The sequence below is a fragment of the Ruegeria sp. BHSC037 genome (genome assembly GCF_059613045.1).
Genome location: NZ_JBXWRT010000005.1, coordinates 29583 through 43701 on the forward strand (window position 1 = coordinate 29583; position 14119 = coordinate 43701).

Annotated in this window: 14 protein-coding genes; 5 read left to right on the forward strand and 9 right to left on the reverse strand. The window is 56.7% G+C overall.

Features of this window, described 5'->3' with window-relative positions; translation table 11 throughout:
• Positions 1–54 precede the first annotated feature (54 nt).
• Positions 55–1275, reverse strand: coding sequence for an APC family permease (locus AC2FMN_RS06200; protein WP_496686985.1), 1221 nt, complete (start codon positions 1273–1275; stop codon positions 55–57).
• A 437-nt stretch (positions 1276–1712) separates the two neighbouring features.
• On the opposite strand from AC2FMN_RS06200, the gene AC2FMN_RS06205 reads away from it, so the two are divergent.
• Both AC2FMN_RS06205 and AC2FMN_RS06210 read left to right on the forward strand, forming a co-directional pair.
• On the forward strand, positions 1713–3317 hold the full coding sequence (locus AC2FMN_RS06205) for a Na/Pi cotransporter family protein (protein ID WP_496687172.1): 1605 nt from the start codon (positions 1713–1715) through the stop codon (positions 3315–3317).
• A gap of 160 nt (positions 3318–3477) precedes the next feature.
• Positions 3478–3885, forward strand: a complete 408-nt coding sequence (locus AC2FMN_RS06210; RefSeq protein ID WP_496686986.1) for a c-type cytochrome — start codon at positions 3478–3480, stop codon at positions 3883–3885.
• Here the strand turns inward: AC2FMN_RS06210 and AC2FMN_RS06215 are convergent, their stop codons facing one another.
• Complete coding sequence (locus AC2FMN_RS06215; protein ID WP_496686987.1) at positions 3886–5058, reverse strand: cation:proton antiporter; 1173 nt, start codon at positions 5056–5058, stop codon at positions 3886–3888.
• A gap of 200 nt (positions 5059–5258) precedes the next feature.
• Here AC2FMN_RS06215 and AC2FMN_RS06220 point away from each other — a divergent pair, with 200 nt between their 5' ends.
• The 3 genes from AC2FMN_RS06220 to AC2FMN_RS06230 are packed head-to-tail and all read left to right on the forward strand — an operon-like array spanning position 5259 to position 6940.
• Positions 5259–5708 carry a phasin family protein gene (locus AC2FMN_RS06220; RefSeq protein ID WP_496686988.1) on the forward strand — a complete coding sequence of 150 codons (450 nt, stop codon included), beginning with the start codon at positions 5259–5261 and terminating at the stop codon, positions 5706–5708.
• A gap of 57 nt (positions 5709–5765) precedes the next feature.
• Positions 5766–6173, forward strand: a complete 408-nt coding sequence (locus AC2FMN_RS06225) for a universal stress protein (protein WP_496686989.1) — start codon at positions 5766–5768, stop codon at positions 6171–6173.
• Between the two features lie 53 nt (positions 6174–6226).
• Positions 6227–6940 carry an IS6 family transposase gene (locus tag AC2FMN_RS06230; RefSeq protein ID WP_496686990.1) on the forward strand — a complete coding sequence of 238 codons (714 nt, stop codon included), beginning with the start codon at positions 6227–6229 and terminating at the stop codon, positions 6938–6940.
• Between the two features lie 212 nt (positions 6941–7152).
• On the opposite strand, the gene AC2FMN_RS06235 is transcribed toward AC2FMN_RS06230, so the two are convergent.
• The 7 genes from AC2FMN_RS06235 to AC2FMN_RS06265 all read right to left on the reverse strand — a co-directional run bounded on the left by AC2FMN_RS06235 (position 7153) and on the right by AC2FMN_RS06265 (position 14106).
• On the reverse strand, positions 7153–7602 hold the full coding sequence (locus AC2FMN_RS06235; RefSeq protein ID WP_496684409.1) for an SRPBCC family protein: 450 nt from the start codon (positions 7600–7602) through the stop codon (positions 7153–7155).
• Positions 7603–7712: 110 nt separating this feature from the next.
• Positions 7713–8321, reverse strand: a complete 609-nt coding sequence (locus tag AC2FMN_RS06240; protein ID WP_496686991.1) for a nucleotidyltransferase family protein — start codon at positions 8319–8321, stop codon at positions 7713–7715.
• Positions 8314–9096, reverse strand: coding sequence for an XdhC family protein (locus AC2FMN_RS06245; RefSeq protein ID WP_496686992.1), 783 nt, complete (start codon positions 9094–9096; stop codon positions 8314–8316). Before AC2FMN_RS06245 ends, AC2FMN_RS06240 begins: the two co-directional genes overlap by 8 nt.
• Positions 9093–10280: a vWA domain-containing protein gene (locus AC2FMN_RS06250; RefSeq protein WP_496686993.1), complete on the reverse strand. Its 1188-nt coding sequence runs from the start codon at positions 10278–10280 to the stop codon at positions 9093–9095. Before AC2FMN_RS06250 ends, AC2FMN_RS06245 begins: the two co-directional genes overlap by 4 nt.
• Positions 10277–11152, reverse strand: a complete 876-nt coding sequence (locus AC2FMN_RS06255; RefSeq protein ID WP_496686994.1) for an AAA family ATPase — start codon at positions 11150–11152, stop codon at positions 10277–10279. Before AC2FMN_RS06255 ends, AC2FMN_RS06250 begins: the two co-directional genes overlap by 4 nt.
• Positions 11153–11197: 45 nt before the next feature.
• Positions 11198–13615, reverse strand: coding sequence for an aerobic carbon-monoxide dehydrogenase large subunit (locus AC2FMN_RS06260; protein ID WP_496686995.1), 2418 nt, complete (start codon positions 13613–13615; stop codon positions 11198–11200).
• Positions 13612–14106 carry a 2Fe-2S iron-sulfur cluster-binding protein gene (locus AC2FMN_RS06265; protein WP_490361285.1) on the reverse strand — a complete coding sequence of 165 codons (495 nt, stop codon included), beginning with the start codon at positions 14104–14106 and terminating at the stop codon, positions 13612–13614. The genes AC2FMN_RS06260 and AC2FMN_RS06265 overlap by 4 nt, the downstream gene beginning before the upstream one ends.
• Positions 14107–14119 lie beyond the last annotated feature (13 nt).

Here is a 14119-nt window from a genome sequence, read left to right on the forward strand (position 1 = left end):
GTCTGCCAGCACCGCCATGGCAGCTCGTTGAGGCCTTTGGGTTGTTTTGTCTAGTTAGAGAAATCCAGATCCAAAAAGCAATGCACTGGTGATCACCCCTAGGAGCGGTACCACAAGAGGAACGCGAAAATGCTTGGGGGCCTCGTCCGGCTGCATCTTCAGCAGGATAAGCGAAATGTTGACGAGCACAAAGACGCCCAGAACGATCTGGGATGTGCGCTCTGCCAAAGTACCAATCGGTGTAGTTTGAGTCAGCAGAACGATGATCGCTACAACCAGCAAAGTAGCTACAACCGGTGTCTGCGTTGCCTTAGGGACTATCGCCAGAACCTTCGGCAAATGGTCACGGTCTGCTAGTCCGTAGATCACCCGCGAGGCCATAATCATCTGGATCAGTACTCCATTGACTGTCGCCACAATCGCGACCGCGGAAAAGCCCTGTTTAATCACCTCGGGGGCGTTTGAAAACACAAGCGCGAGGGGTGCTGTGGATGTCGAGAGAACATCGATCGGAACAACAAGTAGAACCGTCATTGAGGTTCCCAGATACAACACCGTCGCCAGAACGAGGGTTAGTAAAATCGCTTTTGGGATGGTGCGCACGGGGTCTTTGACCTCTTCCGCAACATTGGCCATGTCTTCGAAGCCAACAAATGCAAAGAAGGCTAGAAGTGATGCCGCGAAAATGCCTCTCCACGCGTTGAGTTCAAGTGGCGGAAGCATCGAACTGATCCCGTATCCCTGCGGATCCTGAACCGACATGCCCCAGCCAATCACAAAGAGAAGGCCTGCGATCTCGATGATCGTGATGACAGCCGCAACAAAGACAGATTCAGTGATCCCCCAAAGCGCGATTAGACCCATGATCAGAACGACGCTGATGGTCAAAACAGGAATCGCAAAACCGGTCAAAGCATGAAGGTATGATGCTGCGCCAATTGCAACGGCAGAAGCGGAGATAACGCCCGAGGCTGCCACCGCAAACCCAACGAAAACCGCCATCCATCTTTTCTGAAATCCCGCCTCAACATAGGCTGCTTCACCTGCGCTGACAGGAAATCGAGTTGCGAGTTCTGCATAGGAAAGCGCGGTGAGTGATACGACGAGCGCGGCTACAACGAACGACAACGCCGCAAACGGTCCGGCAATGTCTGCTGTTGCACCGACTAAAACGTAAATGCCCGCTCCGACCGTTACCCCAAGGCCATAAAGCGTGAGCAACGGGGTAGTAAGGGCCCGTCTGAGTTTCTGTTCGTTTGGATCACCAGAGTTCATAGGTGGTTTCCGCCAACTGCCCATTCCGAACGTCGTCAGTGGCGTCCTTCTCTTTTTATCTCGATTGGCGCAGCGGCTTGATCCTATGGTCAAAGCCGCACCGAATGCCTTGTGTCTCAACGTTTGGGCGCATTGGACGCCAATCGACTAACTGGGGGCTCGCCATCACTCTTGCCGAGCCCCCGTGGGTGGAACCTCCACTTCTTCAGAATTCCGTTCACCTTTGTGTTTACTTGGGGACAGGACGGTGAACGCAGAATATGTTGAAACATTCGAATTTCACTATGCAATTCGTGTTGGTGCTTTGATCTATGTCAATCAACTCGCGGCGTCGGGTCTGCGAGGCTGAACGCAAACCAACTGACTTTTGTCGTCGGATTTAAAGGCAAAGCAAACATGCTAGGCGGTGTGAGACTTAGGGTGGAAAGCAATTCGTGATGTTCTGGAACCTGTTACCGGCCTTAGGCGGCATCGGCCTGTTCCTTGTCGGCATGCTGTTGATGACCGACGGTTTGAAGGCTTTGGCAGGGGCGAAATTGCGAGACATTTTGGGCCGGTTCACGTCGACACCGTTTACCGGGGCCGTAACAGGCGCGGTCACGACAGCTGCAATCCAGTCTTCCAGTGCGACCACCGTTGCGGCCGTCGGGTTTGTCGCGTCTGGTCTGCTCACATTTCCCCAAGCGCTTGGGATCATCTTTGGGGCCAATATCGGAACGACCATGACAGGTTGGCTCGTCGCGCTCTTGGGGTTCAGGCTAGACCTGGGACAAGTGATGTTGCCAGTTGTTTTTATCGGGGCTTTGCTGGCTCTTTCGGGAAGAAAAGCGGTTTCCGGCCTTGGGCTGGCGTTGGCCGGGTTCAGTTTGATTTTCATTGGGATCGAGCAGCTCAAGTCCGGGCTTGAGGCGTTTCGCGGCGTAGTTACTCCTGCCGATTTTCCGCCAGATACACTGCTAGGCAGGCTGAAGCTTGTATTGATCGGCGTCCTGATAACGATGGTGACGCAGTCTTCGAGCGCTGGCGTTGCGACAGCATTGGCTGCGTTGAGCGCTGGTGCTGTGAACTTCCCTCAAGCGGCGGCGCTCGTCATTGGAATGGACGTGGGGACAACTTTCACCGCTGTTCTAGCCACCTTTGGTGGGGGCACGATGGCTCGTCGAACCGGTTTTGCTCATGTGATCTACAACGTGATGACAGGAGTAATGGCATTTTTTTTGCTGGGGCCATTTACTTCGGTCTTTGTAAGCGGGGTGGGGGCAGGAAATTCTCTGACTGCGCTTGTCGCGTTCCATAGTTTCTTCAACGCCATAGGCGTGGCGCTGATCTTGCCCTTCGCCAAACCCTTTGCCAGATTTGTCGAGGCGCTCGTACCCGACCGAGGTGCTGAGTTAACGAGATCTCTGGATCCGCTTGTCCTTGGGACGCCGGAAATAGCTGTGGATGCAGCAAAAGCTGCAGTCGAACAAATTGTTAGGGCCGAAGTAGCGCACCTTCGGTTATGTATGGGGGCATCGCAGCCAAACGGAATCAACTTTGGGCGGGACAGCATTGAGACTGCTATATCCGAAGCGCGCTCGTATCTAGATAAGATAGAACTGTCCAGCAGGTCCGACGTAGAGTTGTCCAGCATCAAGGGTATGTACCATATCCTCGATCATCTTGATCGGTTGCTTTACCGGTGTAGCCAAGATGATCGGATAAGCGAGTTGCCGAAAGACCCGCGCTTGAAACGGCTTGCTTCAGTGGTGATTGCGGCGACTGATGGCTATTTGGAAATCGACAATCCAGCGCAGTGTGAAATCACGCTGAATCGCGTTCGCCGTTTTCTGCGACGACAGAGGAAACTTCGCAGAGACTTGCTCATCGCCGATGCTGCGACTGACAGTCTGCCGGACGACGTGGTCTGGGCTCGTTTGGATGCCCTCAGATGGTTACATCGCGTGTCTTATCACCTTTGGCGAATTCGTTGGCATTTGAACGCATTGGAAGGAGTGCCGTCTGGGCGCGAGGGTGGTAAGGTCAATGACGAAGTGGCGTAGTTGGAGGTCTACCCGGATTAGATTGGGCGTGTGCTCAAACGCTATTCGACTGAAACGCCAATGTTCGTGCTGGTTCGGACAACATGAGCAAGGTCAAAGACGTTCCTTAGCTATACTGTTTAATGAGATCTTCATTAGTGGCAGAGATTTGGAGGAGAATATGCAGGTTTATCGAGGGATTTTACTGGCACTGTTAGTCACCGGGCCTGCACTAGCACAGGAGGTCAGCGTCAGTGCGGGAAGTGATTTGTACCGGACGTATTGCTGGCAATGTCACGGTTTCGAAGCGACCGGAGACGGGCCAATGGCCGAAATGTTGGCTATTCGAACACCCGACCTTACCAAATTGGCGGGCGAAAACGACGGTGTGTTTCCGATAGTTCGCATAGCTGAACAGATTGATGGTCGTTCACAATTGCTCGCCCATGGGGGCGAAATGCCAATCTTTGGCGCGGTGTTTGAGACAGACCAAAAAATCGCGGTGGCTCTACCTAATGGGCAATCTATGATGGTAGGCCTGCCGTTGGCGAATTTGCTCGCCTTTCTTGAATCGATCCAGTCTGAATAGTCACTGACCAATCTGCTCATCCGCGTCAGCCGTTCGTCTGATTGACATGAGAGTCAACGGCGGCCCCAACACCTCGAAGGCCACAGTACTGGCTAGAGTAAAGGCCATGATCAACGCGGCCCAATGCGGAAATTGCTCTCCGGCTACAAGGGCCATTCCTACCGCGACACCGGCCTGTGGTAACAAAGCGGTACCGTACCAGCGGGTCTGACGGCGAGGCAGGCCGCCCAGTATTGCTCCGCAGTAACCTCCGACAATTCGGGCCACGGCACGCAAGAATAGGAAAAGAGCACCAGCCCAGCCCATCAAGCCGAAGGCTTCAATTTCCAACGTGGCGCCAGCCAACAGGAAGAACAGGATCATAAATGGCCACTGAATGTGCTCGATCTCATGAAAAGCATGGTCGTGATGGCGGGCAAGATTCCCGATAACTGCGCCCGCAACCATGCCTGCTACCAAGAAGGAAACCTCCAGCCAAAGCGCGAGGCCCGCTGTAAGAAAGACTATGCCCACTGCTTCTGCCTGCGTTGGCTCCCCCGGTTTCAAGCGGCCGGTCAGGTAAGCGGATGGCACGCCTAGTGCGCAACCCAGCAAAATAGCCCCTCCGAAATCCCACATCGCTGTGGTCGTGACAGTGGCCCAACCGTCCGAATGACCGGCCAGAACCAAGGCGATGCTGAAAACAATCAGACCCCAAGCGTCATCAATTGCGACAACGCCCTTTAATGTCTCGGTGAAGCTGTTGGACACCCCAGATTGTTTGATCACGTCTGTCATGGCGGCCGGAGCTGTAGCCGTAGCAATCGCCGCCAACACTAACGCCAACCCGAAGGGTACGCCAATTGCGGTCAGTCCAGCAGGCACAATAACAAGGGTTGCAACCACGATTGAAATCGAAATCGTCAGAATGGCTCGGCCATGCCGTACCAGGTTCTCGTATGTCAAAGATCCTCCAAGAAGGAACGCGACCATCGTCAAGGCTACAATCGATATCTCGTCGAACCACATTGCGACGTCGAGTGGGATCAACCCCATTCCGGCGTTCCCGGCGATCAGACCGAGGAAAAGTAAGGTTGTAACACGAGGAAAATGCGTGGCCCGGCCAAGTTGGTCGGCCGCCAATCCGGCAAGGAAGAGGATACCAAGGGTAATCAGAAAGCCGGCAATGTGCATAGAAAACCAAGCGTTAAGTTCTTGTCTAGACTACTCTAACTCCAACACTGCCCTCTAGGAACCGATGTCGGAGAGAATGTGAGTGCCCTGTCGCGGTCTAAGCCGAGAGTTCTAAAGATAAGCGTAATTGATCTGTATTAAGGCGAAAGCATGCCGCAGGTGGCACAATAGCTTACTCAGGAAATGAGGAGGAATTTTCGATGCCGAGAAAGAAATCTAGCACAAATAGCCCGACCTCGCTTGTGGATGTTTTCAAGCAAATGCAGCCGCCCATGTCTGGCAATCCGGCCTTCGGTGCCCAGATCGAACAGTTTTGGGACGCACAAGAAAAATTGCTCGAAGAAACAGAGGCCTTTGCACAGCATTGGTTCGAACGGCGTCATGAGGCGGTCCGGACGGCTCTAAAAGCTGCACGAAATGTGTCTTCCGCGAACCCGTCCGATCCCTCCAAAGCCCTTCAGAGCATGGCGGAGTGGCAGCGCCATTCGGCGGAGCGGTTGGTTGCTGACATTCAGGAATGGTTCGAAACCGTGTCGCGTTGTGCATCTTATGTCGCTGAAACCGAAGCTGAAGCCGTTGAGAAAACAGTTGATGAGGTTGTAGCCGCTACAAAGAGCGCGGGGAAATCGTCAAAGTCTGAGCCTGTTTAGGTTTCCTGCTGCCGAGGAACCAAACTGGAATCGCCGGAGCAGTAGGTAGGCGGTCAAATGTACAAGAATATCCTGATCCCGGTTGCTCTGGACCAAGAACACGACACACAAGCGTCGTTTGAAGCCGCGCGCCAATTGGCTGATGCGGACGCTGTATTCACCGTGATACACGTCCAAGAACCAATTCCGGCGTATGTAGCGTCTCAGATTCCCAGCGAAGTACTTGCCAATACGCGGCATGAAATCTTGGAAAACCTGCATCAAACTGCTTCTGAAATTCCAGGCGCGAAGGTTCGGCTCATCTCTGGTCACGCGGGTAGGGCTATTGTCGACTGCGCAAATGAGAGCGACGCGGATTGCATCATCTTGGCTTCGCACAAGCCTGGTTTTGAGGACGTTTTCTTAGGTTCCACTGCGAACCGAGTCGTGCATCACGCCAGGTGCTCGGTTCATGTAATTCGTTGAGCGGTCTTGTCAGAAGAACTTTGCTTGAGTGGGGCGGGGGTGTTGCGTAGCTTTTGCCCAGGACCAGACCTGCCTCCTTCGAATACTTTAAAACCAGTCCCGAGATCATCCACCTTGCAGTGATGCTGTACATTCGTTTCACGCTCTCGCTTCGGAATGTCGAAGATTTGTTGCACGAGCGAGGCATCGACGTGAGCCACGAAACTGTCCGGTATTGGTGGAACAGGTTTGGCCTTATGTTTGCTGCTGAGATCGGAAGAAAGCGTGTTCAGCAATTGAGAGCCTACACCAAATGGAAGTGGCACGTGGACGAGGTTTTCGTGAAGGTGAATGGCAAGCAACACTACCTCTGGCGGGCCGTTGATCATGAGGGCGAAGTGCTGGAAGCAATCGTTACCAAACGCCGAAACAAGGCTGCAGCACTGAAATTCCTCAAGAAATTGATGAAGCGGCACGGTTGCGCCGAGGAGGTCGTCACAGATCGATGCGCTTCCTACAAGGCTGCGTTCAGAGAAATGGGCGCGCTCGAAAAGCAACAGACGGGCAGGTGGATTAACAACCGCGTCGAGAATTCACACCTTCCTTTTCGACGGCGTGAACGCGCCATGCAACGTTTCAGGCGCATGCGAAGTTTACAGAAGTTCGACGCCGTCCATTCCTCCGTCTACAACCACTTCAACCAAGAAAGATCGCTCACCAGCAGAGACTCCTTCAAGCTGAACTGGGCCGCTGCTCTTAGCGAGTGGCGTCAACTTTGTTCCGGATAGGTTCGCGGTTTCCGTGGCAAACTGAGACTGGTTCGCATTCGTCTGACAGCACCTTCGGGGCTAGGTTCAAGACTATTCGACGTACGAAACCTACAACCCAAAGCCCACGTTTCCCGTTGCTTGAGCATAATATTTGCCAAACATACCAGCGTCGCGAGCTGGGCTCTGGAGGCTATGTGTCAGTTTCCGGCTTTGCGACGCGTGACGCTTGATCAAGTGTGCTCTTTAGCCATCACATCCGCAAAGGACTTGAAGAACTTTGCCGCCAGTTTCTTGGCAGTGCTTTGGATAAGTCGGCTGCCCAGTTGGGCGAGTTTCCCGCCAACATCTGCTTTGGCAGTGTATTTGAGAAGGGTTGCGCCGTCTTGGTCTTCCAAAGTCACGTCTGCGCCGCCCTTGGCATGACCCGCCGCTCCGCCATTGCCCTGACCGGTGAGCGAAAACGCATCCGGCGCGCCGTCGGTGTTCAGCGTAACATTGCCGCTGAACCGCGCCTTGACGGGTCCGACCTTCAACACAACCTTGGCTTCAAGTTCGGTGTCTGAATGCTTTATTAATTCTTCGCAGCCTGGAATGCACTGTTTAAGGATTTCTGGGTTGTTCAACGCGGCGTAGACCTCGGCCTTGGGAGCGTCAATTCTGATTTCGTCAGCAAGTTCCATGTGTCTTCTTCCTTAGCAGCAGGGAAATTTGATGCGGGCCAGTTGGTCGGCCTGCACGGGGGTGAGTTCGACGGATCGAGTCATTTTTGCCCAAAGACGGCTTAGAGTGTTCATGCTGCAACCTCCTTCATGGGCAGGCAGTGGGTCTGGTAAGCTTCGGGCGTGTCGATATCGATAAAGAGCCCGGGCGTACGCAGGGGCAGTTCCTGAACCAGATCGGCATTGGCGCGCGTGAACTTTTGGCAGCCTGGTTTCTTTGGATCCTCCAACAGCCTTGCGCGCAAAGATCGCGGCACAACCAAGGGGTTGCCGCGGTTACCCTGATGAACAGGAAAAGAGATCTTGTCGGGGTCGGCACAGTAATGCGCCGTGAGCAATGCGAGGATATCGGTGCTGGACAACAGAGGTTGATCCCCCAGCCCGATCAGCAGCGTCTGAGCATCAACAGCATTCCGCAAGCCCTCCGCGACCGAGGTAAACTGGCCAGCGGCGAAGTCTGCATTGAAAACGGTGTCCACTCCGGTGCCGTCCAGCGCCTCTTTAACCAAGTTCGCATCGTGTCCGAGAACGACCAGAATGGGGCCATCAATCGCCGCCTGATATTGTTGGGTGACATGGCGGATCATCGGGACGCCATCAACTGGCAACAATAGCTTGTTTTGCGCACCCATGCGCCGCGACAGACCTGCGGCCAGCAATATTGCCGTCGTTTCAGTCATCGTCGTCCCGTTTCACGTTCGAGCGCCGAACCTTGACGAGTTCCGCCAGAATGGAGAGTGCAATTTCTTCGGGCGTGACAGCTCCGATGTCCAAACCGGCGGGAGCTTTGACCGCGCGGATGTCGGCCTGATCTATGCCTTTCGCGATTAACTTGTCTGACAGCGCGCCGTATTTTCGTTTGCTCCCGACAAAGGCGATATACGCAGGTTTGGACAGCAATGCGCGTTCCAGAGCGGCCAGATCACCCTGGCCTTGTGTGGCGATGATAATGACGTTTTGGCCGGCGACAGGGCTGTCGGGAATGTCCGAGCCCACTGACCAGTGAAACTCGGGCGCCAGAGCTGACAGGGCTTCGGCCACGGGCGAGGCACCGATGACAGTCAGCAAAGGCATGGGCAGGCAGGGTTCGATAAAGATGTCGATGCTGCCGCGTGATGGACAACCATTGCGGGCAAATCGGGTGCCATCAATGGTCTCTCCGGAACTGACGCCCTTTTCCGCCAAAAGCTCTTCGGGCGCGACCGAAACCAACTGCGGTGCGCCACTGCGCAGAGCCTCAATCGCGGCCTTTTTGACTGCACCGCGTGTGCAACCGCCGCCCAACCAGCCCTGCACGATGGTACCGTCCGCGCTCAGAAGCGCCTTTGCGCCGGGCTTGGCAGCGGTTGACCCGGCTGTGCGCACAATCGTGGCAAACGCGAACGGTTGCTGGCGGTCGCGCAGGTCCTTTGCGGTTTGTGCAAGATCTCCGTCAAGGATTTCAGCAGGTGTCATAGTCGGCTCAGTTCCCCTTCCAAAGCGGCCAGATCCCCGAGCGTGTTCGCGGGGGCAAACACGTCCAGATGCGGCAGTGCAGCCGCCATTCCGCTGGCAACGGGGGCATAGTCCGCCCATCCCTTCAGTGGGTTCAGCCAGATGACCTTGCAGCCCCGTTTCTTCAGCTTGGCCAGCGCGGCGTCGATCTGGTCCGGCGGAGCGGTGTCGTAGCCATCGGACAGGATCATCACGACGCTGCGGCCGTCGACAAAGCGCTTTGCATAGGTATCGGCAAAGCGCAAAAGCGATGGTCCGATCTTGGACCCGCCGCCAAAACCGTCCGCCATCAGTGACATCCGGCCAATGGCGCGCATCGCGTCCTTGTCCCGCAAGGCCTCGGTAATGCGCACAAGCCGCGTGTGAAAGAGATACGCATCCGCAGACGTATCGGCGCGCATAAGCCCTGACAGAAAGGCCAGAAACACCTGTGAATAGACGGTCATTGACCCTGACACGTCGCACAGCGCGACGATCTTGCGGGTCCGGTCGGGGCGGCGCTTGCGCAACAGCTTCAGCGGCTCGCCCCCGGTCGATAGACTGCGGCGGATTGTCTTGCGGAAATGCAGACGATCGCCCTTGCGCGCGGCAATGCGGCGGCGGGACCGGCGATCGCGCAGCGCCGCACCCAGGCGGCGTGCCACGCCTTCGGCCTCGGCCACGTCTTCGGGGCGGACGATGTCTCGCAGGTCCTTGCGCATCAGGTTGCGCACCTCGGTGGCGATCAATTTGCCTTCGCCGTCGCTTTCCGCTTCGCCCTCGCCATCGCTGGTGTCCGGCGCGGTCGAGGATCCGGCGCTGCCGGTGTCCTCGCCCTGTACATCTCTGGACGAATGCACGCCCTCACCGCTGGGGGCCGATAGGGTTGGCATGACCTTTGTCCGGACGCGTCCGGCGTCCATCCAATAGCTGTCGAAAAGCGCGTCAAACGCGTCCACGTCGCCTTTGCACCCGGTACAGACCGCTTTTAGAGCCCGTCGCGCATTTTCTGGACAGGCGGCTTCGACTTCGTTCAGCGCGGCAAGCGCCGTATCCGTTTCGGCCACGCCTAGGCGCAGTCCGTTTTCACGCAGATGCGCCATGAACCCGGCGACGCGTGCTGCCGGCCCAGGATCGCGCCCGGCGAATTTGGTGACCCGGCTCACGCCGCGCGTCCCGCGATGCGCTGGGCCACTTCAGTAGTGATGTTGGCCTGATCGCTCTGGGTTTTCAGAAGCGTGGTCAGCGTCGATTGCAAAATCGCCGGGTCCGCCGTCAGATCGGCAAGGCCAAGCCCCATAAGTGCCGCGGCAAAATCCAGTGTTTCTGCGATGCCCGGGGTCTTTTCCAGCTCTTCCTTGCGCAGGGATTGCACAAAGCCCACGATCTGGTTGGCCAGATGCGCTTCGATGTCGGGGCAGCGGGCCTTCAAAATCGCCAGCTCCGTGGCGCGATCGGGATATTCCACATGGGTATAGAGGCACCGACGACGCAACGCATCAGACAGATCGCGCGTTCCGTTGGACGTCAGGATCACAATAGGCCGTGTCGTGGCCGTAACGGTTCCCAACTCGGGGATCGAGACCTGATAGTCTGCCAGAATTTCCAGAAGGTAGGCTTCGAATTCTTCGTCGGCCCGGTCGATCTCGTCGATCAGCAGAACCGGCGCAACATCCTGGGTCAGCGCCGCCAGCAGCGGGCGTTCCAGCAGAAAGTCGCGGGAAAAGATGCGCGCTTCGACGTCTTTGCCGGTTTGGCCATCTTCGGCAGCCGCGCGGATGCTCAGCAACTGGCGCTGGTAGTTCCATTCATAGATCGCCTGCGCTGCGTCCAAGCCTTCATAGCATTGTAGCCGGATCAGGCGGGTGCTGCGAGACGCAGCCAGAGTGCGCGCAACCTCAGTTTTGCCAACGCCCGCCGCGCCTTCCAGAAGAAGCGGACGGCCCAGTGTCAGTGCTAGATGCAGCGCAACGGCCAGATCGTCGGAAGCGACATAGCCTTCACCTGCAAGGGCACCCTGTAAATCGGTCCAAGTCATAGTTGGATGTGGAGGTGCGCGTGACCACGCACCTCCTCCCTCTTGTTAGCCGTGCAGGCCCAGATCATTGGCGGTCTTCCAGATCCGCCAGTGATCGTGGGGCATATGACTCTGACGCAGACCAAAGGCCCGGAAGGCATCATGCACCGCGTTCGAAAACGCCGGCACGCCGCCCACATTGGGGCTTTCGCCCACACCCTTGGCGCCGATCGGGTGATGCGGGCTGGGGGTGACGGTGTGGTCGGTGGTGTAATGGGGCGTCTCCCATGCAGTGGGCAGGAAGAAGTCCATCAGCGTTCCGGTTTTCACATTGCCCATGTCATCATAGGCGATTTCCTGACCCATCGCGATGGCCAGCGCCTCGGTCAGGCCGCCATGGACCTGACCTTCGATGATCATCGGGTTGATCCGTGTCCCGCAATCGTCCAGCGCATAGAACTGCCGGATCTCGTGCTCGCCTGTATCGACGTCGATTTCCATCACGCAGATATAGGCACCGAACGGATAGGTCATGTTGGGCGGGTCGTAATAGCTGACCGCCTCCAGACCCGGCTCGATCCCCGGGATCGCCTGATTGTAGGCGGCAAAGGCGATTTCTTTCATCGTCTTGAACCGCTCAGGCGCGCCTTTGACAACGAACCGATCCACGTCGAATTCCACGTCATCGTCGTGAACTTCCAGCAGATAGGCTGCGATCATCTGGGCCTTGGCCCGGATTTTTCGGCCCGCCATCGCGGTTGCCGCACCAGCCACAGGCGTCGACCGAGACCCATAGGTCCCCAAACCATATGGTGCGGTGTCTGTGTCGCCTTCCTCGACCGTGATGCTGTCGGCAGGAAGTCCAATCTCGCTGGCCAGGATTTGGGCGAAAGTGGTGGCATGCCCCTGACCTTGTGAGATGGTGCCCAACCGCGCGATGGCAGAGCCCGTCGGGTGGATCCGGATTTCACAACTGTCGAACATTCCAAGACCCAAAATATCGCAGTTCTTGACCGGACCGGCGCCGACGATTTCCGTGAAGTGTGTCAGGCCAATTCCCAACAGCTTGCGGGTTTTTCCGGCCTTGAAGTCCTCGACCCGCTGTGCCTGTTCGGCACGCAGATCCTCGTACCCAACTGCAGCCAGCGCCTTGTCCCAGGCGGTGTGATAATCGCCCGAGTCGTATTCCCATCCCAGCGCAGACTGATAGGGGAACTGATCGGCCTTGATAAAGTTGATCCGCCGCAACTCGGCCGCGTCCATGTTCAACTCAATCGCCAGAACTTCGATCATCCGCTCAATGAAATAGGCCGCCTCGGTCACCCGGAACGAGCAACGATAGGCCACACCGCCCGGTGCCTTGTTGGTATAGACACCGTCAACCGCCAGGTAGGCTGTCGGGATGTCGTAGGACCCGGTGCAGATGTTCATGAACCCGGCGGGGAACTTGGTGGGGTCCGCGCAGGCGTCAAACCCACCGTGGTCCGCCGTGGTGTGGCACCACAGACCGGTGATCTTGCCCTCTTTGGTGGCCGAGATCTTGCCGTGCATCCAGTAATCCCGGGCAAAAGCAGTGGTCATCAGGTTGTCCATTCGGTCTTCGATCCACTTGACCGGCTTGCCGGTCACGATCGAGGCCACGACCGAGCAGACATAGCCCGGATAAGCACCCACCTTGTTGCCAAAACCGCCGCCAATGTCGGGCGAGATGACACGGATGTTGTGCTCTTCAATGCCGGAAATCAGGCTGACCACGGTCCGGATGGCGTGCGGTGCTTGGAAGGTCCCCCACAGCGTCAGCTTGCCATTGACCTTGTCCATGGAGGCCACACAGCCGCAGGTTTCAAGCGGACACGGGTGTGTCCGGTGATAGTACACCATCTCTTCGGCCACGACGTCTGCTTCGCCGATGACCTGCTCGGTCGCTTCTTTCTGCCCGGCTTCCCATGTGAAGATATGGTTGGGATGCTTACGGGGACCGTGCGCGCCATCTGCCGTGGGGTCGAGGTCTTCGCGCAGAACCACATCGGTTTTCAGCGACTCGAACGGATCGACAATAACGGGCAGCTCTTCGTATTCGACCTCAACTGCTTCGATGCCATCGGCTGCGGCATAGCGGTCTTCGGCTACGACAAAGGCCACTTCCTGGCCCTGGTACAGAACCTTGCCGTCGGCCAGCACCATTTGTTTGTCACCAGCCAGCGTCGGCATCCAATGCAGGCCCAGCGGCTCGAGATCAGCAGCGGTCAGAACCGCCAGAACGCCCTTAACCTTGAGGGCTTCTTCAGTGTTAATCGATTTGACGCGCGCATGTGCGAACGGTGAACGTACAAAATCGCCGAACAGCATGCCGTCCAGCTTGATGTCGTCGACATAGTTGCCTTTGCCCTGCGTAAAGCGTGCATCTTCGACGCGCTTGCGCGAGCAGCCCATCCCTTTGAGATTGGCGACGCGGTCTTCGCGGTTTTCTACTTCGTCCTTCATTCTGCGGCCTCCTTGGCTGCATTCATCACGGCCGCGGCGGCTTGGATGGATTTGACAATGTTCTGATACCCTGTGCAGCGGCAGAGATTGCCGGCCATGCCGAACCGAATTTCCTCTTCGGTCGGGTTCGGGTTTTCTTCCAGAAGTTTGGTGGCGCGTGTGATCATGCCCGGGGTGCAGTATCCGCACTGCAGACCGTGATGTTCCTTGAAGGCCTCCTGCAGTGGATGCAGGCTGTCTGGTGTGCCGATGCCTTCGATGGTGGTAACATCCTTGCCGTCGGCCTGGGCCACGAACATTGTGCAGGATTTCACCGATTTACCGTCAATGGTCACTGTGCATGCACCGCAATGCGAGGTTTCGCATCCAATATGCGGGCCTGTGATCCCCAGGCGTTCGCGCAAGGTGTAAATCAGCAGTTCACGCGGCTCGGCCAGAAACTCCTCTTCCTTGCCGTTGACCGTGAGTGTGATGTGCATTTTCTTTGACATTCTGGTTCCCCCC